Here is a 23,119-nt window from a genome sequence, read left to right as displayed (position 1 = left end):
AGGCGAGTGAGCACGGAAATGAGCCTTCAGGTGCTTGCGTACAACATCAAGCGGGTCATCAATATACTTGGCGTCTTGAGAGCGATGAAGAGCATGAGGTTGGCGCGAAGCTAGAGCCCGGAAGGGCCTTCTGCCGCCACAATTCTCGATTTGCGCCCGGTCGATCGACTGAAGTCATTCGACCTCGCGGGGGTAGTCCAGCCTTCTACCGCAAAAATGGAGTTTCCACACAGCCTCGGTCGGCAGCGTCCTTCCGAAAACACCGCGTAGAACTCGTTTTCGCTGGTCAAGATGGGGCGTCACTGACATTGCCACATAAATCGATCTGCCGTAGATCGATAACCCATTCCTCGAGATCGGAGGCGCGCTTACGCGGGCGCGCCTCCGGTCAGGCGAACAATGGCTGCGCGAGGGAACACGCCTCGGCAGAACACTGCATTCGGCATGATGCCGACAAGGTGCGGGATCATTGCATCAAGCCGCGTGCCGAGGAAGCGGTTTAATCTTCGGGGTAGGCTGCTGCCGCGCCTGCCACAAATCCCATTGCGCCTGCATGCCGACCCACATTTCGGGCGACGTGCCGAGCCACGCGGCAAGCCTAAGCGCGAAACTGGCCGTCACGCCCGACTTGCCGTTCAGCACGTTGGACAGCGTAACGCGGTTGATCTGCAACGCCTGCGCCGCCTGCCCCACGGTCATGTCCTCAGGGATCCATTCCCGCAGCACCTCGCCCGGGTGCGCAGGATTGTGCATCATCGTCATAACAATCACCCTAATGATAGTCCTGGTAATCGACCAGGATTGCGTCCGTACCTTCGAACGTGAAGGTCAGCCGCCAGTTTCCGTTGACCCAAATCGACCAATGCCCTTTCAGATCGTCTTCGAGCGAATGCAATTTCCAGCCCGGAGCGTTCATGTCGTCCGGCTTTGTGGCTGAATTCAGAGCCGTTAGCTGGATACGAAGGCGCGTCGCGTGATGCGGTTGGATTCCAGCCTTGCTGCCTTTCGTGAAAAACCGTTCGAGCCCTTTATGTCGGAAGGTTTTGATCATGAACGCTATTGTAGCCTGTAATGCAACACACTACAATGGCTCCCTTCGCATTGGTCGTTCCGAAAGCTCGGAGGGCCCGTCGTCAGATATGCCTATCGCCGAGTGGCCGTTGTAGTCGGGTAGGTGCCGTCGAAGCGTCGCGGGGTGGAGTGACGCCTCCGGGTCGGCCTGCTGCGACCGCCCGACGCGGCGCACACTCAATCTCCATTCGCTTGAAAGGAGATTGTCATGGAATCCGAGAATGTCTTGGTTGTCCACCGCGTGCCGTGGAACAAGGGCACGCTTACCGGACAGAAGCCGCCGTTAAAGCTTCGGGAAATCTGGGCGATCCGGACGAGGCTTCAGATGGCGTCGAACGTTCGTGAGCTCGCGATGTTCAATCTCGCGATTGATATCAAGCTGCGGGCGTGCGACCTCACGCGGTTACGGGTCCAGGATGTCCGTCACAGAAGCCAAGTGGCGTCGAGAGCGACAGTCATGCAGCAGAAGACCCAGCGGCCGGTGCAATTTGAGATCACGGAGCAGACTCGTGAGAGCCTCGAAGCGTGGATCGAAACCTGGGGACCGAAGGCGGCGGATTTTCTGTTCCCGAGCCGGATTCATGCGTCACCGCACCTGTCGACGCGGCAATATGCCCGGCTGGTACACCGCTGGGTCGCATCGATTGGCCTAGACGATACCGCATACGGTGCCCACACGATGTGCCGCACGAAAGCTTCGCTGATCGACCGGCGGACGAAAAACCTTCGGGCGGTGCAGTTGCTGCTCGGACACACAAAGCTGGAAAGCACGGTTCGCTACCTGGGAATCGAGGTTGACGATGCCCTCGAGATGGCGGAGCAGACCGAGGTTTGATGGCATGGCGGCCGGCGAGCGGTCGCTTGCCAACAAGCGTCATTCGCTTGCTTTCTCGCTCTGACATTGGGGCGTCGGATGGACATTCCTGAGCGGCCATCCAGTTGTCTATTGAGTCTGGACCTAGGTGCTGCGCCGCCTCTTCAAAAGCAGGGGCAAGAACCACTGTCAGCCGTCAACCTCACTTTATCTTCACGACGACCTTGCCTTTGGCGCGTCCCTGGGCCAGATATTCCAGCGCGTCTTTCGCCTGGTCAAACGGAAACACCTTGTCAATCACCGGACGAACCTGTTCCGACTCTAGGAGTTCGCCAATTTCGGCGAGCTGGTTTCCATCGGGACGTACGAAGAGAAATGAATACGACACATCCCGCGTTTTCGCAAGCCGCATGATCTTGCGACTCATTAGCCCGAATATCAACCTCAGGATAAAGTTCAGCCTGCGAGCACGGGCGAACGCCGCGTCCAGCGGCCCGATGAGAGACACAATCTTGCTCCCCGGGTTGAGGATGCCTATGGATTTTTCAATCGCATCGCCTCTAATAGTGCCAAGCACTACGTCGTAGTCGCACAGCACTTTTTCGAATTCCTGCTTTTTGTAGTCGACGATCTCGTCGGCGCCCAGATTGGTTACCAGTTGGACGTTGCCTGTACTGGTGGTCGTTCCGACCCTGGCGCCGAAGTGCTTTGCCAACTGGATCGCAAACGTGCCGATACCGCCGGACCCGGCAGGAATGAACACCTTCTGACCAGCTCGAATATTGGCGCGCTCTTTCAACGCCTGCCAGGAGGTAAGCGCGACCATCGGAACGGCGGCAGCCTGCACGAAGTCCAGATTGACCGGCTTCGACGCCGCAACGCGCTCCGGCACCGCCGCGAATTCGGCGATCGAGCCCCTACCGAGATCGAAGAGGCTGGCAAAGACGGCATCACCCGGCTTGAAACGCGTCACACTGCTGCCGACCTCGGTCACCACACCAGAAATATCGCTGCCGAGCGTGGCCGGCAACTCGAATTTGAGGACGGGCTTGAACGTTCCCGCCGGAATCATGTTGTCGATTGGGTTCAACCCCGCCGCGTGGACCTGGACCAACAGTTCGTCAGGCTTTAGCGTGGGGCGAGGCACTTCGGCGAACGCGATCTCGGGTGATTTGCCATAGCGTTTGAACGTGAGTGCTTTCATGGTGTTCTAAATTCGATGTTGGGTACCTGCCGCCGTCCGCGAAGGATTCATTGCGCCAGAAACTCCAGTGCTTTGATCACGAAGTCGGTGTGGTACTGAAAGATGCCTCCGTGCCCGGCGTCCTGGTAAATCACGAGCTGCGCGTTGGGAATGCGGCGCGCCATTTCATGGCTCAACGCGGTGGGCACCATGATGTCGTTGTCTCCATTGGCGATCAGGACAGGCATGTGCAGGCAGGTGAGATCCTGCGGCGCTTGCTGGCCCCACCCCTTGATCGCCTTGAGCTGGCGAAGCAAGGCGCGGGGTGTCGGCCCCTGGTCGCGCCCCGCCTTGCGTTCCTTGAGCCTCTTCAAGAATGCGCTGCCTGCCTGCCGGCCGTTGGCGGTAGAGGTGAAGAACATATAGGTTTTGGGATCGCGCAATGTCACCAGGCCCTTGAGCATCAGAGGCCAGGACATCGCCCCCACGCGATCGATGCCCTGGCCGCCCGCGGGCCCCGTGCCTGTGAGGATGAGCCTGCGCACCAAGTCCGGCGCCTTGAGCGCCACGTCCTGCGCCACGAAGCCGCCGAGCGAAAAGCCGAGCAGATCGACCTGTTCGAAAGCCATTGCATGGATCAACGCGATAGTGTCGCGCGCCATCGCGTCTACGGTCACGGGCGCAATGCCGCCAGACGAACCGATTCCCCGATAGTCGATCGCAATCACGCGATGCTTGCGGGCCAGGCCATCGACAATGCGCGGGTCGAAGTTGTCCAGCACGGCGCCCCAATGGTTAAGCAGGATCAGCGGAATGCCACCGTGCCGGCCCAGTTCGCGGTACGCGAACGTGGTTCCACCAGCGCTGACCTGCTTGTTCTGAGCGTGCGCATAGGCCGTTGCCGAGTGGCTATCCGGGTTCAAACTGTTCATCATCGCTTCCCTGGTGGTGGCCTTAACGCGTTGACGTCCTTGACGGTGCGCCGCGCGCCAGGCCCTGGAGTACCGCATATGCGACGCCATGCACTTCGGCGAAGCCGACTTCCCGGGTAGCTCGTGTAAGCTTTCCTGGGTGCAGGCCGGCGGCCCGGACGTGCTCACGCTTCGAGCCGCACGATGAGGCATTGCTGGCTTTCGGGTAAGACAGAAGCCGCGGTGCTCAGGCTTCTGGCCGATAGCGATCGGCCGCGTGCGCTTGTCGAATGTCCGACATGAGCCCTTGACGCGCGCCATCCAGTGCGTCCCAGCGCCCGGCTACGTGCAGCGGCGGGATGGTGACGAGTTCGCGGCGATCGAAGCCGACCAGCGCAGCATCAACCAGTTCGCCGACCTCCATCACCTCGTTAAGCGCGTTGATGTCGATGCCGGCCCGCTCCCAGATTTCCGTACGGGTCGCTGCCGGCAGTACCGCCTGCACGTAGACGCCGCTGGGCGACAACTCCAGGTTCAATCCCTGCGACAGGAACAGCACGAAGGCCTTGGTGGCGCCATAAATCGACATGCCGAGCTCAGGCGCGAAGCCCACCACAGAGCCGATGTTGACGATCGCGCCAGTCCCCGACTGTACGAAGCGCGGAGCGACCGCGGCGGCAAGCCGCGTCAGCGCCGTGGTGTTCAGCTTGATCAGTCGTTCGATGAACTCAGCGGTCTGCTGCACGAAGCTACCAGCCTGACCCATGCCGGCGTTATTAATAAGGATGCCTATGCGTGTGTCGTCGCACAGGCGAGTCTCAACCGCGGCCAGATCCCCAGGCTGGGTCAGATCGGCCTGCAGTACGTCGACGGCCACACCGCTTTCCTCACGCAGGCGCGCGGCTAGCGTATCGAGGCGTACCTTGTCGCGGGCGACCAGAACGAGATCGTGGCCGCGGCCGGCGAAGCGTTCGGCGTAGATGGAGCCGATGCCTGAGGAGGCGCCGGTGATGAGAACAGTCGGGAGCGTGGTCATGTGTTAATTCCTTTGAAAGAGCGGTTTGGGCGCACGCGCAAGCAGCACCTCAGACGGCGACGGTCGGGTAGTCGGTGTAACCCGCAGCACCGCCACCATAGAGCGTGGCGAAGTTGGGCTGCGCCAGCGGTGCGCCGGTCTTCAGGCGTTCGACCAGATCGGGGTTGCTGATGAATGCACGGCCGAAGGCGAACAGGTCCGCCTTGCCCTCGTTGAGCCTGGCAGTGGCGAGTTCCAGGTCGTAGCCGTTGTTGGCCAGGTAGGTTTGTCTGAACCGGCTGCGGAGCGCGTCGTAGTCGAACGGTGCGACGTCGCGCGGACCGCCGGTCGCACCCTCGACCACGTGAAGGTAGACGATGCCCAGCGCGCTGAGCTGCCCGGCGATGTAGTTGTATTGCGACTGCGGGTCGCTGCTCCAGATGCCGTTAGCCGGCGACACGGGCGAGATGCGCACACCGGTGCGGTCGGCGCCGATTTCTTCCATCACCGCAGCGACGACTTCGAGCAACAGGCGCGCACGGTTCTCGATTGAGCCGCCGTAGGCGTCAGTGCGCTGGTTGGCCCCGTCCTTGATGAACTGCTCCAGCAAATAGCCGTTGGCACCGTGGATCTCCACGCCGTCGAAGCCGGCCGCAATAGCGTTAGCCGCAGCCTGGCGGAAATCGTTCACGATGCCCGGCAACTCAACAAGCGCCAACGCACGCGGCTGGGACACGTCCACAAATCCGTTGTTGACGAAGGTTTTCGTCTCCGCGCGAATGGCCGAAGGCGCGACAGGCGCAGCGCCGCCTGGCTGGACATCGACGTGCGAAACACGGCCGACGTGCCAGAGCTGCGCGAAGATGCGCCCACCCTTGGCGTGCACAGCCTCTGTGACCTTGCGCCATCCGGCGATCTGCTCGGGCGTGTACAGGCCCGGAGTGTCCTGATAGCCCTGGGCCTGGGCCGACACCTGGGTGGCCTCCGTGATGATGAGGCCGGCCGAGGCGCGCTGGGCGTAGTAGGTCGTTGCCAGTTCGCTGGGTACCAGCCCCGCGCCTGCGCGATTCCGGGTCAGCGGTGCCATGACAAAGCGATTTGAGAGTGTCATGCGACCAAGGGTGTAGGGCTCGAAAAGCGTCTTGTCGGTCATGTTGCGTCAGCTTCGGGGTTAGGAGTGAGATCAATAATGATGCTCATAATCTAAGCTGTCAAGGTTTTTGATGATGATCGACATCAATGTATAATGAAGCCTTCGCAGACATGCACTCACAGTGGTCAGGAAATGAAGATCACCAAGGCACAGGCGCAGGCCAACCGGGAACACGTCGTCGAGACGGCGTCGAAGCTGTTTCGGGAGCGTGGCTACGACGGGGTTGGCGTTGCCGATCTGATGGCCGCCGCCGGCTTTACCCACGGCGGCTTCTACAAGCAGTTCCGCTCCAAGGCCGACCTGATGGCGGAATCGGCGGCCTGCGGCATCGCGCAGACCGTGGCGCTGAGCGCGGGCGTACGCGCGCCTGAGTTTGTGCGCTATTACCTTTCCCGCGAGCACCGCGACACCCGCGCGACCGGTTGCACGATGGCCGCACTGGGCGGGGATGCCGCCCGTCAGCCGGAAGCGGTTCGGGCCACGTTTGCGGCCGGCATTGAGAGCCTGCTGGCTGCGCTATGCCCTGAAGGCAGTGCGTTGGACGGTGTGGACGCAGGCCAGGCGCGAGCCAGGTCACTTGACATTCTGGCGCACGCGGTCGGTGCCATTGTCATGTCGCGCGCCTGCCCAGACGATTCGCCGCTGGCCGATGAAATCCTTGCCGTTTGCCGCGACGCGATTCTCGCGTCAATGAGCCCGCGGTGACCGTGGGCGAACCTGGGCGCAATAGCGGCACGCTCGGCGGTTTCCTCAAGTAAGCAAGTAAGCCCGACTGAAAGGCCGCTCCGCAACGCAAAGCCGCCGCTGTGTCCCCGGCGCTAGAACCGTCCGCTCCGGGTCGGCTCCTCTCGCTCGGCACCTGCCGGCACCCTGAACAAAAAGGAAAAGGGCGAGCGGCGTACGGCGATGCGCTGATACGGCGACTGGGCACCGACTTGTCGCAGTGGTTCGGGCGCTGTTTCGGCTGGCACAGATGCGTGCGTTCTACATCCCGTGACCGCTTGATCAAATTTTGCGGACGCCGTCTGCATATCCCAATGGCCGATGTGCCCCGCGGGGGTACGGCACAAGTGACGCAAGACCGGACGTTGCCATCTCCGCAACTATCACCCCAATTCAAACGACGTCACGCCAAACACGCGATCGATCGCAATCGCAGGTGCGTCTTTCGTGTACATCCGCGCGGTTTCGAAGACACTCGTCATGCCGTGCCGTTCCGCCAAAGCGACGGCCGCTGGATTCACTTCCGGCACATCCAGCACGATGACTTCGCCGGGCATGCTCGCCGCCAGCGCGCGAAATAGCCCAGTCGCAACGCCCGCGTCATCGGCGAAGAGCGGGCCTATCTTGCAGCCCGCCTTGCAGCGGCGCACGACACCGTATCCCGTGAGTCGGCCATCGTCGACTGAAGCGAGCGCAACGGCATCGGGCTGCGCGATCCAGGCAGCGACGAAACCCTCGCGCGCCGCCGGAAAACACTGGCGATCGTAGGCAAGCAACTGCTCGAACGGCACGTTGGCCGCTGCTGTCACATGGGCGCACCCAATGCCGTCCACCCGCCCCTGATAGCGGATGTTGCGGTACGCGAGCCGGAACCCGGACTTCCTGTAGTTTGCCTGCTGGGCAACCACACCATCGAGACCGACGTTCCGGTCTCCCAAGTAGCGCATGCCATGCTGCCAGACTTGCATGCCGAAACCTTTGCCGCGAAACCCCGGTTTCACGATGTACAGGCCGATGAAGCCAAAGCGCTCGTCATAGGCGACGGCGGCGAGGCACGCGATCGGCTCGCCCCGCCAAACGCCGACGAAAAACCCGCCAGGGTCTACTTCTCTGAAACAGTGCGCGTCATGCCGGCCCGGGTTCCACCCTTCCGCAGCCGCCCATTCGACCGACATGGCCACCTCGTCGGGCGACATCGTGCGCACGATGAAGTCTCCGCTTTGATCCATGGTTCGCTCAGTCGCGGCTCTTGAAATTGCCGCATCGTGTTTCGGTAGTTTGACCCGTTGGGGCCGATCGATTCATCATAGTCCCAAGGTACGCTCGACGACAGGCGGGGCGATGTTCGCGTTCAGGCGCTCGGCACCGCGCCAGATTCTGCTGTCGATGATTTCGTGGACCAGTTCGAGCACTACCCGCTGCCCTTCGCGTACCGCTTGCGAATGCGAGCGCGCCGCATTTTCACAGAGTGCCCAAGTCATGTAAGCGCCGCGGATCGGGCTCCACGAGAGCGCTTCTTCCCAATACGTGTTACCGCTGACCGCACAGCACGGTGTCACGGTATCCGCGATTCCGCGGCGCGCGAGTTCCATCGAGAGATGCATCGCATCGAGTTCGAACAGGACCTTGAACTCGAGATTGCGGCGGGCCATCGAATGCTCGATGGTCGAGCGGATGACATTCTGCTTCCCCGCCAGAGCGAGTTTGCGATGTTGGAGACGCGATAGTGCCACCGGCTTGTCAGGCCGCAATCCTTCCTTCCTCGCGCTCACGAGAATGAGCGGTTCTCGAACCAGCGGCGTATAGACATATCCCTGAGGCGGCGAACCCTCGAACGGAACGATGGCGAGATCGAGCATGCCGGAGTGCATGACTTCCCGCAGCTCGTGGCTCACGCCCTCGTGAACGCGAAGGCGCACGCCGGGATATTCGGCGACCATCCGCGCAACAAAGTTCGACGTGAACGTATCGCGCCAGGACGGCGCAATGCCTATCGATAGCTGGCCGGCCGCCCGGTCGCCGACCTGTTCGATCAGAGACGTCAACTGGCGAAGGATCGGTCTCGCACGCTCCACCAGGAGCGTCCCGGCTTCGGTTAACTGTACGCCGCCACGGGTCCGCGTAAAAAGCTTCGCGCGAAGTTGATGCTCCAGCAACGCGATATGGCGCGACAGCGCCGGCTGCGAGAGGCGTAAGTCAGTCGCAGCCCTGTTGATACTGCCGAGTTCGGCAACACGCAAGAAATACTCTATGAGCCGGGAGTCCACTGGCGCCTCGGTAAGTTGGCGTTTGGTCCATTGCGTAAGTCACGCAAGCATAACGCCGTTATGCAATATCCGGATAAGAGCCATAGAGATTGCGCATTATCGGAATAACGGCGCGCTCATTACCATCGAAGGAATCACCCACGAGGGACAGACAGTGACCGCAACGACCACGAGGAACACGACGAACACGAGTTGGAGCACGCATCGCGGATGGGTCGCGCTCGCCGTCGGTTATCAATGGTTCTACAACGGTGCCAATTTCCTGGCATTCAAGATCGCTGGAAACGCCTTGCATCCGCTCATGGTGGCAACCCTGCGTTTCTCGCTCGCGGCATTGGTCGTTCTTCCCTTCGCGCTGCGACGCTGGCGGCACTCGCCCGCATCGGTCCCCGAGTTGGGTGGGGCAGCGCTCATCGGCGTCACGATGCTGGTGGCGAGTCAGGCGCTCGCGATCTGGGGTACGCATTTCTTGCCCGCCGGCGTGGCCGCAGTGTTCGGCTCGTCGGCGCCGCTCTTTCTGGCGCTGTTCGCATGGGCTGTGCTCCGTCAGCCGATGACGGGACGCCAAATCGCCGGTGTCGCCGTCGGCATGGCCGGTCTGGTGCTGATGGGCTGGACGTCCGCTACCGGCGGCGACTTCCGGCCGGTGGGCGTCGTGCTTACGCTTATTGGGACCGCATCCTGGGCGGCGGGCTCGCTGCTTGCGCCGCGACTGGCGCTGCCTCGCGATCCTTTGATCAGCCTGGCGACGCAACTGACCGCAGCCGGAGCGGTACTCGGTTCGATCGTCGCCGTGTCCGGCATCGCCGCTACGACGCGGCCCGCAAGTGTCGCGCCGTCGGCATGGGCCGCACTCGCGTTTCTCGTCGTGGCGAGCACCTTGATCGGTTACGCCGTATTTCTGACGCTCAACGCGCACGTTTCAACGACACTCGCCAACACATTCAACTATGCGGCGCCTGTGATCGCGCTGTTTCTCTCCGCGTTGCTGCTACATGAGCCATTGACGCTCGTGAAGCTGATTTCCGGCGGCATCGCTCTGGTGGGTGTCGCGCTGATGATCGACCGGAAGTAGTCCTGCGAACGGCGCGCCACCAACACTGTCGCAAACCTTTGAGTTCAACCGGAGTCTTCGACCATGACGGACACTACTCGACCCGCGCTGGAATCGCGCATGTTCAGCACGGCGCGTCAGCGAACTCATTACTTGGAGAGCGGGCCGGCCGACGGACCGTTGATGATTTTCCTTCACGGTTGGCCGAGCATCGGTTTGATGTGGCGAGCCCAGATGGATGCCTTCGCCGCCGAGGGTTGGCACTGCGTCGCCCCGGATCTGCGTGGCTATGGCGATTCCTTTGCGCCCGAAGCCAACGACGCCTACACCATCGAGGCGGCGGTGACGGATATGACCGAACTCCACGACCGACTGGGTGGCCAACCCGCGATATGGGTCGGGCACGATTGGGGTAGCGTCGTGGCCGCCGAGGTGTCCGCGCACGAGCCCGAGCGCAGTCGTGGCGTCGTGCTGACCTCACTGGCCTATCAACCTGGCGGGCATGCCCTGCGTACGGTCGTTCCGCTGATCGACCGGGCCATTTATCCGGCCGACCTGTATCCCGACGGTCAATGGGATTACTACCGCTACTACATGACCCATTTCGACGCGGCCTTAGCCGACCTCGACGCGGACCACGCGGCATCGCTGGCGTCGATTTTTCGATCGGGAAACCCTGATGGCATCGGCAAGGTTTCGCCGAACGCGCTGGTGACGCGCAACGGAGGGCGCTTCGGTGCCGCTCATCGTGCGCCGCCGACTCAGCCTGACCCGGCTATTTGGCCGCAGGCGGACTTCGACGTGTTGGTGCGGACGTTCCGGATGCGTGGCTTCCGGTCCGCCTGCGCGTGGTATTTGAACGATGAGGCCAACATCGCTTACGCACGCAGGGCGCCCAACGGCGGTCGGCTCTCGCAACCGGTGCTATTCATCAACGGTGAATTCGATCAGATTTGCAGCATTACCGGAAATCGCCAGGGCGACCCCATGCGCGCGGCGTGTATTGACCTGACGGTGACATCGATGCCGGCAGGGCACTGGTTGCCGCTGGAATGTAAGGCGCAACACATCGAAGCTATCCGCACTTGGCTTCGAAGCAAAGATCTTCTTTAATACAGCGAGAAGCCGCGCGTCCCGCTTGCAAGCTATCGCGTAGAAAAATAAAAATAATCCGGCTCAGAGACCGGCCGGTATGTATTCCTACGAAAATATGGGGTGTGCTACCATCAACCGCACCGCTACGGACGCTATCTGTGCGTATTAGCGGGTATTGAAGCTCATTCAAATAGTATTTATCGGCCTACGCGACAAACGTCGATCGTGGCTGATATGGCTCGTCATGGCCGTGCATCAAGCTTCATCCAAAACAATAACTTCCGGGGATCGACATCTTCATGGATAAGAAGCTCTTGCAACTCGACTTTCGCGACGCTGAAAGCCGCAGGTCCGTTTTGCGCACCGATCCGGTGCGCACGAGCGCGGAGTTTGGATGGAAGTCGCTCTATTTCGAGTATAGAGAGGGTGACGTGTTCGAAACGGTCGAGCACGTCATTCAAGATCACTACTTAATGGTGAAGCTCAACCCGATTTCCAGAGCCAATCGGGTACTGGACGGCGTAACGCGTGCCGAAATCCAACGTCGCGGAAGCACCGCGTATATTCCTAGCGGGTGTTCCCACCGGGTGTCTTATGGCAGCCCGCTCGGGCGTCTGCATCTGATGGCATTGCCGCCATCGATGCTTGACGCGGTCGCAGCGGAAATGGGCGTGCAACGCGTCGACCTGGCGCCGCGATTCGCTAACGAGGAAGACCGCTTCGTGCTCGCCATGGCCGAGGCAATCGACGCGGAATTGGCCGCGGGCAATCCGCACGGATATATGTTCGCGGAAACTTTTGCCCATACGCTGGCGGCGCATATCTTGACCCGCTACCGGAGCCGCACCGACACATGCGGAAAGGCTCCCGCACTGAGCGAAGGAAGAATGCGCCGGCTCGATCAATTCGTCGAGGCGAATATCTCGGCGCCCATCAGCCTCGCCGATCTAGCACGCCAAGTGGAGCTCAGCGAATACTACTTTTGTCGTTGCTTCAGGCTCGCCACTGGCATGTCGCCGTATCAGTACGTGCTGAAAAAACGCATGGAACACGCGTGTGCTTGCCTGCGCCGGCATGACATGTCGATACAAGACGTCGCGTTCGCTAGCGGTTTCGGCGATCCGGTTCAATTCTCGAAGCAGTTTCGACGCGCTCACGGCATGACGCCCACGGCGTATCGCGCTCAGCACGCGGCCAAGGGGCGCGCGTTCAGCGCCGTCGCCTGAGGCGGCGGTTTCGTTCGCCCGCTCACCCATTCACCCATTCACCTATAAGCCACTCCATTCTCGCCACGTGATTTGGCGGCTGCGTAGTGGCGGCCGCCTCTCGTCGCGCGGCGGTGCACCGGCACCGATGCGCTTCATCTGTGCAATCGAAAATCGGGTTTCGTGAAATGCCTAGGTGGGCAGGTAATGACTAGGCATGCATTTTGGGTTGCGACTAATGTGGGGTGCGGGTAGGTGCAGGTGTCTCTTCAACATTCCACGACGACAAAAATGCAAACGGATATGCAATCGACAATGATCGAACGCCTGGTCGGCGAACGCGCGGTCAAGACGCCGGAAGATTTTCGGAACATGCCGCGCGAATACCAGGATTTGCTGTCGCACTTGATGCTCGTTCATACGGAAGGAGAGTTGACCGGGGCCGACGATTACACTCAGATTTTCTATAACCTCGCGCCGACCGCCTATGAAAAGCTCGTATGCTGTGAGCGCGCGGCCGAAGAGGTCCAGCATTATCAGTTGAGCGCGGCGGTTTTGGCCGATATCGGCGTCGATACCACCGGCATGCTGGCGCAGCATTTTCAGGAACGGCCTTATTACGCCAATGAACTCGTTCGCGGCGTGACCAACTGGATGGAGCGAGGGATTTTCTCGTTCCTCGGCGAATCGGTCGTACTCGAACACTTGCTCGAATTCGAGCACTGCAGCTATGCGCCGTTCAGCGATATTTTCATCAAGCAGATCATCAAGGACGAACACGTGCACGTCGCCCACGGGTTCCGGATCGTGCGTGACGCATGCCGTTCGCCCGAAGGTCTCGTTGCGGCGCAAGCCGCCCTTGACCGGCTGTGGCCGCACGTACTCGCCCTGTTCGGCCGCGACGATTCCCGGCGCACGCGCGAGTATGTGAAGTGGGGGCTGCGCAGCACGACCAACGGCGAGTTGCGCGAAAGCTTCGTGAAGAAGACGCTGCCCAAGCTCGCCGCGTTGCATCTGTCGGTGCCCGAAATGGAAACGGCAACGGCGGCAGCCGAGGAGAGCTGACATGACCCAGCGCAACGAAATGCATGCGCGCCGCAAGACGGAGATCGCGCAGCGGTTGCCGGCGCTACTGGCCCAGGATCCCGCCCTCGCGCAGCGATTCAACGACGTCCGTGGCTTTTCGGCCCTAGTCCGAGCATGCGAATACCACCTCACGAACGCCTGCAATATCCGCTGCAAAGGATGCTGGTTCTTCGAGTTCGGGCATGACAAAAGCGCGAAGGAAGCAAAGGACATCGAGCAATGGCGCGCGTTCGCTCTGGCCCAGCGTAAGCGGCGCGTCAATGCGGCACTCTTGATCGGCGGGGAGCCGACGATGTTCCCCGAGCGCATCGAAGCGTTCGTCGACGCCATGCGCTTCGTGTCGATTTCGACCAATGGGCTCAAGCCGTTGCCCAATATCGAGCCGTTCAAGGATGTGACGGTGTTCATCTCCTTGTTCGGCGGCGGCCCGCTCGACGACGAATTGCGCGCGATCAAGCCGAGCGGAACACCGTTTACCGGCCTGTTCGATACCGCGCTGGAGAACTACCGCAACGATCCGCGCGCGACGTTCGTCTACGCTGTGACGGAGGATGGAATCGCGCACATCGAGCCCACCGTCGCCCGCATTCGCGATAACGGCAATGTCGTCAGCTTCAACTTCTACAGCAAGTACAACACGGGCCACCCGCTCAAGATGCTCAACCAAGAGCGGCTGCTAGCGGAAATGCTGCGCGTGCGGGACGCGTATCCGGACGTCGTGCTCAATCATCCGGCGCACATTCGGGCGATGGTGACGGGCGCCGCGTGGTGCGGCACGTTCGGCAACGACACCTGCCCGAGCGTGAGTCAAGACCATCCGGGCAACGCTCAGCGCATGGCCAACGGTCACCCCACGCTGCCGTTCTTCAACACGTGGAAAGCGGATCTGGAGACGCTCGAGCGGTGCTGCACCTCGGGTCATTGCGAGGACTGCCGGGACAGTCAGGCCGTCTATAGCTGGCTGATGGTGAACCTTGCAAGTTCGCTGGAGAGCGTCGATACGCTGCGCATGTGGGTGGAAGTGGCCGAAAGCTACTGGCGCCAATTCATCTGGTCCCCGTATCGCACCGTGGCGCGGAGCGCCGATGCGCAGCCGCCGGCGACGCAGATGTTGGAAGGAGCGCTTGCATGACGGCACGGTCTCGACGCGAGGGCGCGATCGGTATCCCTCTGTCGGCGCAGCAGCGCGGCGAGTGGCAGGATCGTTTATCGAAAATGGCGATTCTCGAGCATCTCGGCGTGCGGCTCGATTTGAGCGGGGACGACGCCGTGCGTCTGGTGCTCGAACGCTGCACGCCGGCCCATGTGGGCGGGCTCGGCACCGAGCGGCTGAACGGCGCGATGATCGCGGGTATGGTCGATTGCGCGATGTCGATCGCCGGCATTTTGCAATTCGGCGGACGCACGAGCGGCACCATGCAGTTGTCGATTCAATTCATGAAGCCGGTCAAGTGTAAGCAAGTGACCGTCGAATGCCGGGTGGTGCGTCGCACGACCGCCGTCGCTTTCGTGGAGGCGCGGCTCATCGAGGCCGACGGACGTTGCGCCGTCATGGCCACGGGCATGGTCGGCGTGGCCCGCGTGGCGAACCGGCAAGGCTCGGGTGACGGTACACAGAACTGGGCGTCGCCTGCCGGCATGAGTCGAACGAGCCCGGATGTCAGCGGTGAGGACAGCCCTCAGCTTGCGATGGAAGGGGCGATGTGACCATGCGGCACACGATGATGCATTTTCCGCTGACGATCGGCGGCATCCTCACGCATGCGGCGAGCATTCACGGCGGCGTCGAAATCGCCTCTCGTTTGCCGGACGGGGGTACGCACCGCTATCGTGTCGCGGATTTCGCCGCGCGCGTCGCACGTCTCGCCGGCGCCCTGCGCGGCCTAGGGCTGCAACCCGGCGATCGCGTGGCGACGTTGATGTGGAATCACTATGCGCATCTCGAGGCGTACTTCGCGGTGCCGGCCGTGGGCGGCGTCCTCAATACGCTGAATCTGCGGATGGCGCCCGATGACATCGCCTATATCGCCCGCGATGCGGGCGCGCGCTTTTTGATCGTCGACGACATCCTCCTCCCGCTGTTCGAACGGATTCGCGCGTCGATCGAATTCGAGCGTGTGATCGTCGTGGCGCAAGACGGCGCGGCGACCGACGACGCCTACGTCGACTACGAGGCTTTGCTGGCCGCCGGCGAGCCGTTTGAGCGGTTGGAGCCGTTCGCGGGCGGCATCGACATCGACGAAAACGCGCCGGCCAGCATTTGCTACACGTCGGGTACCACTGGGCGTCCGAAGGGCGTTGTCTATAGCCATCGTTCGATCGTGCTGCACGCGCTTTGCATTTCGCTGCCCGACTGCTTCGATCTTTCCATGCGGCAGACCTTGGCGCCGGTCGTGCCGATGTTTCATGTGAACGGCTGGTGCTTGCCGTTCGCCGCCTTGTTGACCGGCGTTCGGCTAGCCCTGCCGGGGCCGCGCCTCGATGCGCGCAGCCTCGTCGACTGGTTCGAGCAAGAGCAGGTGACGTTGTCCGCCGGCGTGCCTTCGCTGTGGTGCGGTTTCATCGACATGCTGCGTTCGGCTCCGGACATGCGTGCGCGCCTGTCGCCCGCGCTGCACTTGATCGTTGCGGGCTCGGCGTGTCCCGAAGCCATGATGGTTGCCCTCGACGAACTCGGCATCCGATCGACGCACGCGTGGGGGATGACGGAGCTGTCGCCCGTCGGTGCGTTTTCCTCGCTCAAGCCGCATTTGGCGGGTGGAACCGCGGAGCGCGACGATGAAGCGCTGCGCTATCGATTGAAGCAGGGTTTGCCGCTGCCGTTCGTTCAGACGCGCGTGATGACCGATAGCGGCGTTGCGCAGTGGGACGGCGCCAGCGTGGGCGAGCTGCAGGTTCGCGGTCCGTGGGTGGCGGCGAGTTACCACGGCGGCGTTTCCGCCCAATCATGGACCGACGATCGCTGGCTGCGGACGGGCGACGTCGCGCATATCGACGGCGAGGGCTATATCCAAATCACGGATCGGCTGAAGGATCTCATCAAGTCGGGCGGGGAGTGGATTAGCTCGGTCGCGCTGGAGAACGCGCTAGCGGGGCACGAATGCGTGCAGGAGGCGGCTGTGGTGGCCGCGCCCGATCCGAAGTGGCAGGAGCGTCCGCTCGCCTTCGTGAAGCTGCGCGACGGGCGTCATGCGACCGGGGAAGACCTGATCGGCCACTTGGCGTCGCGGTTTCCGCGCTGGTGGCTTCCCGACGCCGTCGAGTTCGTCGACGAAATCCCGAAGACATCGACGGGGAAAATTCAAAAGACTGTGCTGAGAGAGATCGCCGCGACGTTGAGGGCGAAGCCCGAACTTGCTTGACGGCAGTCGAAAGCGGCGATCGACCGGCCGCGCTGCACGCTCACGATCTCACCGAGGCGAGCCGGATTTGTCGAAGATCCAGATCGTGCCGGCCATCGTAAGAACGGCGGCCCCTCCCAGCAGCATGGCCAAAGTAATACTGCTCGAATTCACGGCCACGCCGCCGAGGAACGCTCCGCTCGCGAGCGCCAACTGGAATGTCGAAACGAATAGCGCGCTACCGCCCTCCGGGAGCTTGGGGGCGGCCATGAACATCGCCGTTTGCAGCGAAACGGGCACCGCGCCGAAGCCGGCTCCCCAGATTACGACCAGGGCGATAGCGATTAGCGGGTGGGAGCCGGTCAGCGGAAGACTAAGAATCGTCGCCGCGACCAGCAATCCGGAGCCCGCTAGGACCTTTCGCACGTCGCGCTGGACCAGTTCGCCCGCAATGGTATTGCCGGCCAGCCCGGCCACGCCGTACGCCAACAAAACGGCGGAAACCATACTCGGCGAGATCGAGGCATGCCCCTCGAGGAAAGACGCGAGATACGTGTAGGCCATGAACTGACCGCCTATGGCCAATGCGACTGCGACGAGCGCTATCCTCGCCTTGGGTGTTCGGGCAACCGCCGGCAGTTGCCACAGGCCGACGGCGTCCGTTGCGGCCAATTTCGGCAGCAGATAAAGTTGTGCCGCGAGCGCGATGCCGCCGAGGATAGCGGCTCCGGTGAACGCGAGGCGCCAACCAAACAACTCTCCGAGCAACGTCCCCGCGGGTAACCCGATCACCGTGCCTGCGGAGACTCCGGAGAACACCAGTGCGGTTGCGCGACCCACCGATTCTGGTGGTACCAGTCGCCTGGCCACAGCTGCGCCAATGGCCCAAAAGCCGCCAATGCCGATTCCAAGCAGAACACGCCCGGCCAGCAACGTAGAAAGCGTAGCGGCCGAGGCGACAATCAGATTCGAAGCGATCAACAGCGCGCTCGTCAGCCAAAGCAGCCAACGCCGGTCGAGACGCCGCGAAGCAACGAGCAATGCGGGTGCAGCGAACGCTGCCACCAGACCCGGAATCGTGATCGTCAGGCCCGCGTTACCCTCGGCCGCACTCACGCCGGCCGCGATCTTCGGTAGAAGCCCGATCGGCATCAACTCGCTCGTGACAAGAGCGAACGTACCGAACGAAACCGCCGCGACTGAAAACCAGCCGCGGGTCGATGTATTAGCCGGATTACGGTCACTGCGGGTGTTGACCGGAGAGACATCCATGTCTGTATCCATTTTGGTTGCGTATGGATGCCATGGTCAGATCTATCGACGCTCGGTGCCTCCTGTTCCTTGCTTTTCAATGTAATTACCGAGCGGCCGTGTCCGGTTCGATCAGCGACGCCTACGTTTCAACTCTGTCGCATGCCGGGCTTAAGCAGCAACTTGCCGCGCGCGTGTCCGCTCAGGCTCACTTCCATTGCTTGACGCCATGAATCGAGAGGAAAGACTCCGGCGATTGGGACATACAGCTTTCCTCGGGATGCGAGGTGCGCAAACTCGCCCAACTTGTCCCATCGGGGAGGGTGCCCCTCTGAAAAGGAATGCCGGACGCCCAATGCATCCGCTGCGGTGAAGTCCGTAATCGTGAGCACCCGTTTGGGATCACCGCCTGCAATCGTCACGAGGTCCGCCAGCACACCGCTGGGCGGCGCAGTGTCCAGTACAAGGTCGACATCGCCCTTCGCCAGCCCATTGACCCGCTCCACCATACCTTGGCCGTAATTGGTAACGAGCGCGCCAAGTTCCGCCAGTTTGCGCGAGTGCGTCGCGCCAGCCGTTGCAATGACGCGAGCACCCCTGCTCAGTGCAAGCTGAACGGCAGCAAAGCCTACAGTCGTGCCCGCTCCGTTAATCAGAACGGTATGTCCGTAATCGACCTCGAGGCTTTCAAGACTACGGAAAGCGGTTTCGGCCGACAGCGTAATGGCGGTAGCCTGATCCAGAGACAAATTTTCAGGCACCAAGGTCCAATGCGCGAGGACAGCCCGGTCAGCCGCGCCAGCGCTGGCACAGCGCGCGTAATCGGTAGGACCGAAAACCGCATCGCCTACTTCCACGCCATGAACTCCATTTCCGACGGCATCGACAATGCCGGACACATCCAGTCCGATGCCGCGTGGCATATCGCCCGGGAACAAACCACGACATAAAGCCCAGTCCGCTGGATTCAACGCACACGCCGTCACGCGTACGCGAATTCGGCCTTGCTCCGGGTGAGGCACCGGGACATGCTCCATCCGCAATACCTCAGAAGGCTCTCCAAATCGATGAAAACGCACCGCTCTCATCGTTTCGGCCGACGCTACCCGAACGTTCATATTTACCTCCGATTTGACATACGACGATGTGTCAGTCACTGACACATCACCATAGCATAGAATGTCAGTGACTGACAGATAGAGGGGGTGAACTTGCCAAAGAACGGTGAAGAGGTACGACGTCGTTTGCAAGAAGCGGCGCTCGAGTTGTACACACTGAAAGGATTTGACGAGACGACGACTGCCGAGATTGCCGCGCAGGCCGGTGTGACCGAACGTACGTTTTTCAGGCATTTCGCCGATAAACGAGAGGTTTTTTTCGAAGGCGAGCAGGCGTTGATCGCCGAGCTCTGCAACGGAATGCGCGGCGCGCCCGACACCGCGGCGCCAATGGAATTGCTGTTGTGCGCCTTCCATGCAGTCGCGCCGTTAGTGGAAGCGAATCGGCCCTTTCTTGAGCCGAGGCAGAAAGTGATCGCTGCCACTCCCGGCCTTCAAGAGCGGGCCTTGGCGAAAAACGCATTGGTGACGGAGCGGCTATCGGCGGCCCTCGTTGAGCGTGGGATCGAGCCCGTTCTCGCTATGCTGGCCGCGCAAGCTGGTATCGCCGCATTTGGCTACGCGACCAGAAAGTGGCACGCCGATCCATCGGCAGGGTTGAACAGTCACTTGGACCACGCCTTTACGCAGCTGCGTGAATTGACGCAGCCTGCGAGAGCGCTCGTACAACGGGGCAAAAGAAAATAGGTTTAGCGAGCGAGACACAAGTCCGGGCTGACCCGGTGGCGAGCGAAGGTGCCGTCTTACAATCTCGGCGAATGGCAGCAAATGGCCGACGGATGGCCTGCGTTCTAGCTGCCTGCGGCTAGTCGTCGTTCAAGCGTGCATATAGCTGAAAATTACCCGGTACGCCGCGGATCATGCGATATGAGCGAAGCAAGCCCTCATGCCGGTACCGGCACTTCTCCAGAACTCGTGCCGAACGTAAGTTCGTCTCAAGCACCGTTGCTTGAACTCGAATGAAGCCAAAAGCTGAGAACGACCATGCAGTTACCGACGCGCATACGGCGCTCGCAATGCCTCTGCCCCAATGTTCCGGCGCGAGGTCGTACGCGATCTCGGCGGTACGGTTGACGTCGGAGACGGTGTGAAACCCTATCGTGCCGATCAGTTGTCCGGCATCATCGTCGACGATTGCCAACCGTCTAATCGATGATGGCAATTCCGAGTCAAGCGCATCGAACATTAGCAGAAGGTCGCTGTCTGATTGCAGGTTCCAGCTAGTGTGTCGAACAACCTCGGGTTTCGACAGATAGGCATACCACGATGGCGCATCACTGCGTTCGAGCTGGCGAAGCGTGACACCGGGGTAGCCTGATGGAGGGGCGCTCAAAATTTTCATTGCTGTTTCCACGGTGGCGGACGCAGGAACACCACTTCAACTTCCGGCGGCGCCGCGCATCGCCCACCGATCACATCATCGATAACGCCGTGCCTCACGGAGTCTTTGCAGCCCCCGGCGAGGCATCCCCCCGTTTCCCGGCGCGGAGCAAGAGCAGTGCGACGCCGAGCATGATTCCCATATCCGCGACGTTGAACACCCCCGTCCGCAACTGCCCGATGCCGACGTTCAAGAAATCGAAAACGCGGCCACCATAGACGAAACGATCGAGCACATTGCTGAATCCCCCACCGAGGATGCAACCGATCGCGATGACTTCCCCGCGGCTAAGCCGGGACGAGCGCAGCACCCATGCAACCATGCCGATGAGAATCGCCAACACCCCGTAAGTGAACACAATGTTACGGGTCGCATCGGACATTTCGGCCCCCACGCTGAGGAAGGCTCCGTGGTTATAGATCGGGAAAACGAGAACACTCCCCGCGAAGAACGACACCACTTCTCCGGGCGTCAGTACGTGTTTGAATACGATCTTGGTCAGTTGGTCGGCGATGATCCATAGTGCCGCAAAAAGCAGCGTGGTGATGAGCCTCTGTTTGGTCCCGATGCCGGTAAGCTGCGCCATTGCTCTCGATGCTCCTTGTCGTGAAGCGGCAATTATCGTCGATCTACCCGCGGCATCGAACTCCTCAGTCGGAAAGTTCGATCGTGAGTGAGGGCCTAGCCACCACTCGGAACTTCGATCGTTCCCTCGAGATACTGCACGGCCTGGCCGCTCACGAAGACGTAATCGGCTTCCACGCGGCAATGCAGCAATCCACTTCGATGCGATGCCTGCAGTGCTATGAGTTCTCGCTTGCCGAGACGCTCTGCCCATAGCGGGGCAAGCGCGGCGTGGATCGAACCCGTCACCGGATCTTCGTCGCCGCCGTTCGCGGGCCAGAAGTAACGCGAAACGAAATCGTGCCGATCGCCGGGTGCTGTCGCGACGACGTCGAGTGGGCCCAACGCCTTCAGGCGACCGGAATCGGAAACGAGCGCGCGAACGTCTTGCTCGCGCTCATAGACCGCGACGTACGCCTGTTGGTTGAGCAGCACTTCTTTCGGCGCAATCGATAGACCGAGTAGAAGCGCTTGCGGCACGGCGTTCACGGGTTCCGAACGCCGAAGCGGGAAACGCATCTTGATGCGATCGCCGGAATCGCGCCAGATGGTCAGCGTGCCGACCGACTTTGCGGCGAATGTTATCGATTCCACGGAATGCTGCCGGAAGATCACGTAGGCCGCGGCAAGGGTTGCGTGACCGCAAAAGGCGATTTCCGTGAGCGGCGAGAACCAACGTATATCGTAGACACCTTCCGGGTTCCGAACGAAGAATGCGGTTTCGGATACGTTGTTCTCGGTGGCGATCGATTGCATCAGTTCGTCAGGCAGCCACTGCTCGAGCGGTACGACCGCGGCGTAGTTGCCTTTGAAGACTTCTCCGGTGAATGCATCGACTTGGTAGATCGGTAGCTTCATCGCATGTGGTCCCTTAAAAAGCGTGTTCGCGCATGTTATCGAGCCGGTCGAAACCCGCACAGGTACAGTTTCTCACTCAAATGCGAAGAATTGAACCGGTCTATTTGATTCGGCTATCGCGGGTTTAACGTCAATGGGCGGGCGGTACTGTCATGGCTTCGATCTATCGAAATGTACATAGCAGTCGATGCCGATTGAAGCTTAGACTTCGGACATCCGAATCTATACGATCCTCGTATGCTCAAAATCTTGGGAAAGGCATCGTCCATCAACGTGCGCAAGGTACTGTGGACTTGCGCCGAACTGAATCTGCGCTTCGAGCGGGAAGATTGGGGGACGGGATTCCGATCCACGCAGACGCCCGAGTTTCTTTCCTTGAACCCGAACGGTCTGGTGCCGGTCCTGAAGGACGACGACTTGGTGCTCTGGGAGTCCAACTCCATCATTCGCTACCTTGCCTCGCGCTACGACGGCGCGCATCTTTATCCGGCCGATCCGATCGCACGTGCCCCGGTCGATCAATGGATGGACTGGCAGGCGACGGATCTCAATCGGTCGTGGAGCTATGTATTCCTCCGCCTCGTTCGGCAATCGGAAGAACATCAGGCGGAGGACGAGACGGCGCGATCGATAGAGAGCTGGACCAAGCACATGCGCATACTAAACGCACGGCTGCTCGCCACGAACGCATACGTTGCCGGAAAGCAGTTCTCGCTCGCCGATATCGTCGTGGGATTGTCGGTCAACCGCTGGTTCGGCACGCCGTTCGAGCATCCCCATCTCCCCGCGGTATCCGAATATTTCGATCGATTGAGCGACCGGCCCGGCTTTGCGACTTATTGCCGAAACGGCTTGCCGTAAGTGGTCGCCAATCGCCGGGGCGAACGTGCACGCCACAGGCGTAGATCCCGAAGCGTTGCCGAAGAGCAGGGGGTTAGCACCCAGCGCTAGCGGTAGAATTGCGGCTTT

24 protein-coding genes are annotated in these 23,119 nt (G+C 61.1%); 11 read left to right on the top strand and 13 right to left on the bottom strand.

All coding sequences use genetic code 11. The features are described from left to right. Positions 1-474: 474 nt before the first annotated feature. Positions 475-762, bottom strand: a complete 288-nt coding sequence (locus C0Z18_RS26305; protein ID WP_102648389.1) for a HigA family addiction module antitoxin — start codon at positions 760-762, stop codon at positions 475-477. A 10-nt stretch (positions 763-772) separates the two neighbouring features. Then, positions 773-1,051, bottom strand: a complete 279-nt coding sequence (locus C0Z18_RS26300) for a type II toxin-antitoxin system RelE/ParE family toxin (protein ID WP_102648388.1) — start codon at positions 1,049-1,051, stop codon at positions 773-775. A 228-nt stretch (positions 1,052-1,279) separates the two neighbouring features. On the opposite strand from C0Z18_RS26300, the gene C0Z18_RS26295 reads away from it, so the two are divergent. Then, complete coding sequence (locus tag C0Z18_RS26295; RefSeq protein ID WP_102648387.1) at positions 1,280-1,906, top strand: tyrosine-type recombinase/integrase; 627 nt, start codon at positions 1,280-1,282, stop codon at positions 1,904-1,906. Positions 1,907-2,087: 181 nt separating this feature from the next. Here the strand turns inward: C0Z18_RS26295 and C0Z18_RS26290 are convergent, their stop codons facing one another. From C0Z18_RS26290 to C0Z18_RS26275, 4 genes are all read right to left on the bottom strand, one after another. After that, positions 2,088-3,089, bottom strand: coding sequence for an NADP-dependent oxidoreductase (locus C0Z18_RS26290; protein WP_102648386.1), 1,002 nt, complete (start codon positions 3,087-3,089; stop codon positions 2,088-2,090). A 47-nt stretch (positions 3,090-3,136) separates the two neighbouring features. Beyond that, complete coding sequence (locus tag C0Z18_RS26285; RefSeq protein ID WP_102648408.1) at positions 3,137-4,000, bottom strand: alpha/beta fold hydrolase; 864 nt, start codon at positions 3,998-4,000, stop codon at positions 3,137-3,139. Positions 4,001-4,226: 226 nt separating this feature from the next. After that, positions 4,227-5,015 carry an SDR family NAD(P)-dependent oxidoreductase gene (locus tag C0Z18_RS26280; RefSeq protein WP_102648385.1) on the bottom strand — a complete coding sequence of 263 codons (789 nt, stop codon included), beginning with the start codon at positions 5,013-5,015 and terminating at the stop codon, positions 4,227-4,229. A gap of 49 nt (positions 5,016-5,064) precedes the next feature. Continuing rightward, complete coding sequence (locus tag C0Z18_RS26275) at positions 5,065-6,147, bottom strand: alkene reductase (RefSeq protein ID WP_102648384.1); 1,083 nt, start codon at positions 6,145-6,147, stop codon at positions 5,065-5,067. 132 nt (positions 6,148-6,279) lie between these two features. Here C0Z18_RS26275 and C0Z18_RS26270 point away from each other — a divergent pair, with 132 nt between their 5' ends. Then, the gene (locus C0Z18_RS26270; RefSeq protein ID WP_102648407.1) at positions 6,280-6,852 is read left to right on the top strand and encodes a TetR family transcriptional regulator; all 573 of its coding nucleotides are present in this window, start codon (positions 6,280-6,282) and stop codon (positions 6,850-6,852) included. Positions 6,853-7,253: 401 nt separating this feature from the next. Here C0Z18_RS26270 and C0Z18_RS26260 read toward each other — a convergent pair whose 3' ends face one another. Next, on the bottom strand, positions 7,254-8,099 hold the full coding sequence (locus tag C0Z18_RS26260) for a GNAT family N-acetyltransferase (RefSeq protein WP_102648383.1): 846 nt from the start codon (positions 8,097-8,099) through the stop codon (positions 7,254-7,256). A gap of 75 nt (positions 8,100-8,174) precedes the next feature. After that, the gene (locus C0Z18_RS26255) at positions 8,175-9,137 is read right to left on the bottom strand and encodes a LysR family transcriptional regulator (protein WP_102648406.1); all 963 of its coding nucleotides are present in this window, start codon (positions 9,135-9,137) and stop codon (positions 8,175-8,177) included. Between the two features lie 154 nt (positions 9,138-9,291). Between C0Z18_RS26255 and C0Z18_RS26250 the strand changes: the two genes are divergently transcribed. The 7 genes from C0Z18_RS26250 (at position 9,292) to C0Z18_RS26220 (ending at position 16,939) form a co-directional block, all read left to right on the top strand. Continuing rightward, positions 9,292-10,212, top strand: a complete 921-nt coding sequence (locus C0Z18_RS26250; protein WP_158244295.1) for a DMT family transporter — start codon at positions 9,292-9,294, stop codon at positions 10,210-10,212. A gap of 63 nt (positions 10,213-10,275) precedes the next feature. Next, the gene (locus C0Z18_RS26245; protein WP_102648381.1) at positions 10,276-11,304 is read left to right on the top strand and encodes an alpha/beta hydrolase; all 1,029 of its coding nucleotides are present in this window, start codon (positions 10,276-10,278) and stop codon (positions 11,302-11,304) included. Between the two features lie 281 nt (positions 11,305-11,585). Next, on the top strand, positions 11,586-12,512 hold the full coding sequence (locus tag C0Z18_RS26240) for an AraC family transcriptional regulator (protein WP_102648380.1): 927 nt from the start codon (positions 11,586-11,588) through the stop codon (positions 12,510-12,512). A 282-nt stretch (positions 12,513-12,794) separates the two neighbouring features. After that, entirely contained in the window at positions 12,795-13,556 is a 762-nt protein-coding gene (locus C0Z18_RS26235; protein ID WP_233217494.1) for a Phenylacetic acid catabolic protein, read from the top strand. A gap of 1 nt (position 13,557) precedes the next feature. Beyond that, positions 13,558-14,709: a radical SAM protein gene (locus C0Z18_RS26230; protein WP_146014100.1), complete on the top strand. Its 1,152-nt coding sequence runs from the start codon at positions 13,558-13,560 to the stop codon at positions 14,707-14,709. Next, the gene (locus C0Z18_RS26225) at positions 14,706-15,284 is read left to right on the top strand and encodes a PaaI family thioesterase (RefSeq protein ID WP_102648379.1); all 579 of its coding nucleotides are present in this window, start codon (positions 14,706-14,708) and stop codon (positions 15,282-15,284) included. The genes C0Z18_RS26230 and C0Z18_RS26225 overlap by 4 nt, the downstream gene beginning before the upstream one ends. Positions 15,285-15,286: 2 nt before the next feature. After that, positions 15,287-16,939: a long-chain fatty acid--CoA ligase gene (locus tag C0Z18_RS26220; protein ID WP_102648378.1), complete on the top strand. Its 1,653-nt coding sequence runs from the start codon at positions 15,287-15,289 to the stop codon at positions 16,937-16,939. A gap of 48 nt (positions 16,940-16,987) precedes the next feature. Here the strand turns inward: C0Z18_RS26220 and C0Z18_RS26215 are convergent, their stop codons facing one another. Further along, on the bottom strand, positions 16,988-18,190 hold the full coding sequence (locus C0Z18_RS26215) for an MFS transporter (protein ID WP_158244294.1): 1,203 nt from the start codon (positions 18,188-18,190) through the stop codon (positions 16,988-16,990). Between the two features lie 128 nt (positions 18,191-18,318). Further along, positions 18,319-19,206, bottom strand: coding sequence for an NADP-dependent oxidoreductase (locus tag C0Z18_RS26210; RefSeq protein ID WP_199189558.1), 888 nt, complete (start codon positions 19,204-19,206; stop codon positions 18,319-18,321). A gap of 168 nt (positions 19,207-19,374) precedes the next feature. Between C0Z18_RS26210 and C0Z18_RS26205 the strand changes: the two genes are divergently transcribed. Continuing rightward, positions 19,375-19,974, top strand: a complete 600-nt coding sequence (locus C0Z18_RS26205; RefSeq protein ID WP_233217493.1) for a TetR family transcriptional regulator — start codon at positions 19,375-19,377, stop codon at positions 19,972-19,974. A gap of 118 nt (positions 19,975-20,092) precedes the next feature. Here the strand turns inward: C0Z18_RS26205 and C0Z18_RS26200 are convergent, their stop codons facing one another. From C0Z18_RS26200 to C0Z18_RS26190, 3 genes are all read right to left on the bottom strand, one after another. Then, positions 20,093-20,629 (bottom strand): GNAT family N-acetyltransferase, encoded by a 537-nt coding sequence (locus tag C0Z18_RS26200; RefSeq protein WP_102648376.1) that lies wholly within the window; start codon positions 20,627-20,629, stop codon positions 20,093-20,095. 94 nt (positions 20,630-20,723) lie between these two features. Then, positions 20,724-21,254 (bottom strand): signal peptidase II, encoded by a 531-nt coding sequence (lspA, locus tag C0Z18_RS26195; RefSeq protein ID WP_233217492.1) that lies wholly within the window; start codon positions 21,252-21,254, stop codon positions 20,724-20,726. 95 nt (positions 21,255-21,349) lie between these two features. Next, positions 21,350-22,150, bottom strand: coding sequence for a PhzF family phenazine biosynthesis protein (locus C0Z18_RS26190; RefSeq protein WP_102648375.1), 801 nt, complete (start codon positions 22,148-22,150; stop codon positions 21,350-21,352). A 237-nt stretch (positions 22,151-22,387) separates the two neighbouring features. Between C0Z18_RS26190 and C0Z18_RS26185 the strand changes: the two genes are divergently transcribed. Then, positions 22,388-23,011, top strand: a complete 624-nt coding sequence (locus C0Z18_RS26185; protein ID WP_102648374.1) for a glutathione S-transferase family protein — start codon at positions 22,388-22,390, stop codon at positions 23,009-23,011. Positions 23,012-23,119 lie beyond the last annotated feature (108 nt).

The sequence above is a fragment of the Trinickia dabaoshanensis genome, assembly GCF_002879885.1.
In the GTDB taxonomy this organism is placed as follows: domain Bacteria; phylum Pseudomonadota; class Gammaproteobacteria; order Burkholderiales; family Burkholderiaceae; genus Trinickia; species Trinickia dabaoshanensis.
Note: the sequence above shows the minus strand (reverse complement) of the source record. Positions and strands in the feature narration are given on the sequence as shown.

Coding starts and splice junctions, on each gene's coding strand:
- C0Z18_RS26305 (WP_102648389.1), bottom strand. CDS start 762: ATGACGATGATGCACAATCCTGCGCACCCGGGCGAGGTGCTGCGGGAA.
- C0Z18_RS26300 (WP_102648388.1), bottom strand. CDS start 1,051: ATGATCAAAACCTTCCGACATAAAGGGCTCGAACGGTTTTTCACGAAA.
- C0Z18_RS26295 (WP_102648387.1), top strand. CDS start 1,280: ATGGAATCCGAGAATGTCTTGGTTGTCCACCGCGTGCCGTGGAACAAG.
- C0Z18_RS26290 (WP_102648386.1), bottom strand. CDS start 3,089: ATGAAAGCACTCACGTTCAAACGCTATGGCAAATCACCCGAGATCGCG.
- C0Z18_RS26285 (WP_102648408.1), bottom strand. CDS start 4,000: ATGAACAGTTTGAACCCGGATAGCCACTCGGCAACGGCCTATGCGCAC.
- C0Z18_RS26280 (WP_102648385.1), bottom strand. CDS start 5,015: ATGACCACGCTCCCGACTGTTCTCATCACCGGCGCCTCCTCAGGCATC.
- C0Z18_RS26275 (WP_102648384.1), bottom strand. CDS start 6,147: ATGACCGACAAGACGCTTTTCGAGCCCTACACCCTTGGTCGCATGACA.
- C0Z18_RS26270 (WP_102648407.1), top strand. CDS start 6,280: ATGAAGATCACCAAGGCACAGGCGCAGGCCAACCGGGAACACGTCGTC.
- C0Z18_RS26260 (WP_102648383.1), bottom strand. CDS start 8,099: ATGGATCAAAGCGGAGACTTCATCGTGCGCACGATGTCGCCCGACGAG.
- C0Z18_RS26245 (WP_102648381.1), top strand. CDS start 10,276: ATGACGGACACTACTCGACCCGCGCTGGAATCGCGCATGTTCAGCACG.
- C0Z18_RS26240 (WP_102648380.1), top strand. CDS start 11,586: ATGGATAAGAAGCTCTTGCAACTCGACTTTCGCGACGCTGAAAGCCGC.
- C0Z18_RS26235 (WP_233217494.1), top strand. CDS start 12,795: ATGCAATCGACAATGATCGAACGCCTGGTCGGCGAACGCGCGGTCAAG.
- C0Z18_RS26230 (WP_146014100.1), top strand. CDS start 13,558: ATGACCCAGCGCAACGAAATGCATGCGCGCCGCAAGACGGAGATCGCG.
- C0Z18_RS26225 (WP_102648379.1), top strand. CDS start 14,706: ATGACGGCACGGTCTCGACGCGAGGGCGCGATCGGTATCCCTCTGTCG.
- C0Z18_RS26220 (WP_102648378.1), top strand. CDS start 15,287: ATGCGGCACACGATGATGCATTTTCCGCTGACGATCGGCGGCATCCTC.
- C0Z18_RS26215 (WP_158244294.1), bottom strand. CDS start 18,190: ATGGATGTCTCTCCGGTCAACACCCGCAGTGACCGTAATCCGGCTAAT.
- C0Z18_RS26210 (WP_199189558.1), bottom strand. CDS start 19,206: ATGGAGCATGTCCCGGTGCCTCACCCGGAGCAAGGCCGAATTCGCGTA.
- C0Z18_RS26200 (WP_102648376.1), bottom strand. CDS start 20,629: ATGAAAATTTTGAGCGCCCCTCCATCAGGCTACCCCGGTGTCACGCTT.
- lspA (WP_233217492.1), bottom strand. CDS start 21,254: ATGGCGCAGCTTACCGGCATCGGGACCAAACAGAGGCTCATCACCACG.
- C0Z18_RS26190 (WP_102648375.1), bottom strand. CDS start 22,150: ATGAAGCTACCGATCTACCAAGTCGATGCATTCACCGGAGAAGTCTTC.
- C0Z18_RS26185 (WP_102648374.1), top strand. CDS start 22,388: ATGCTCAAAATCTTGGGAAAGGCATCGTCCATCAACGTGCGCAAGGTA.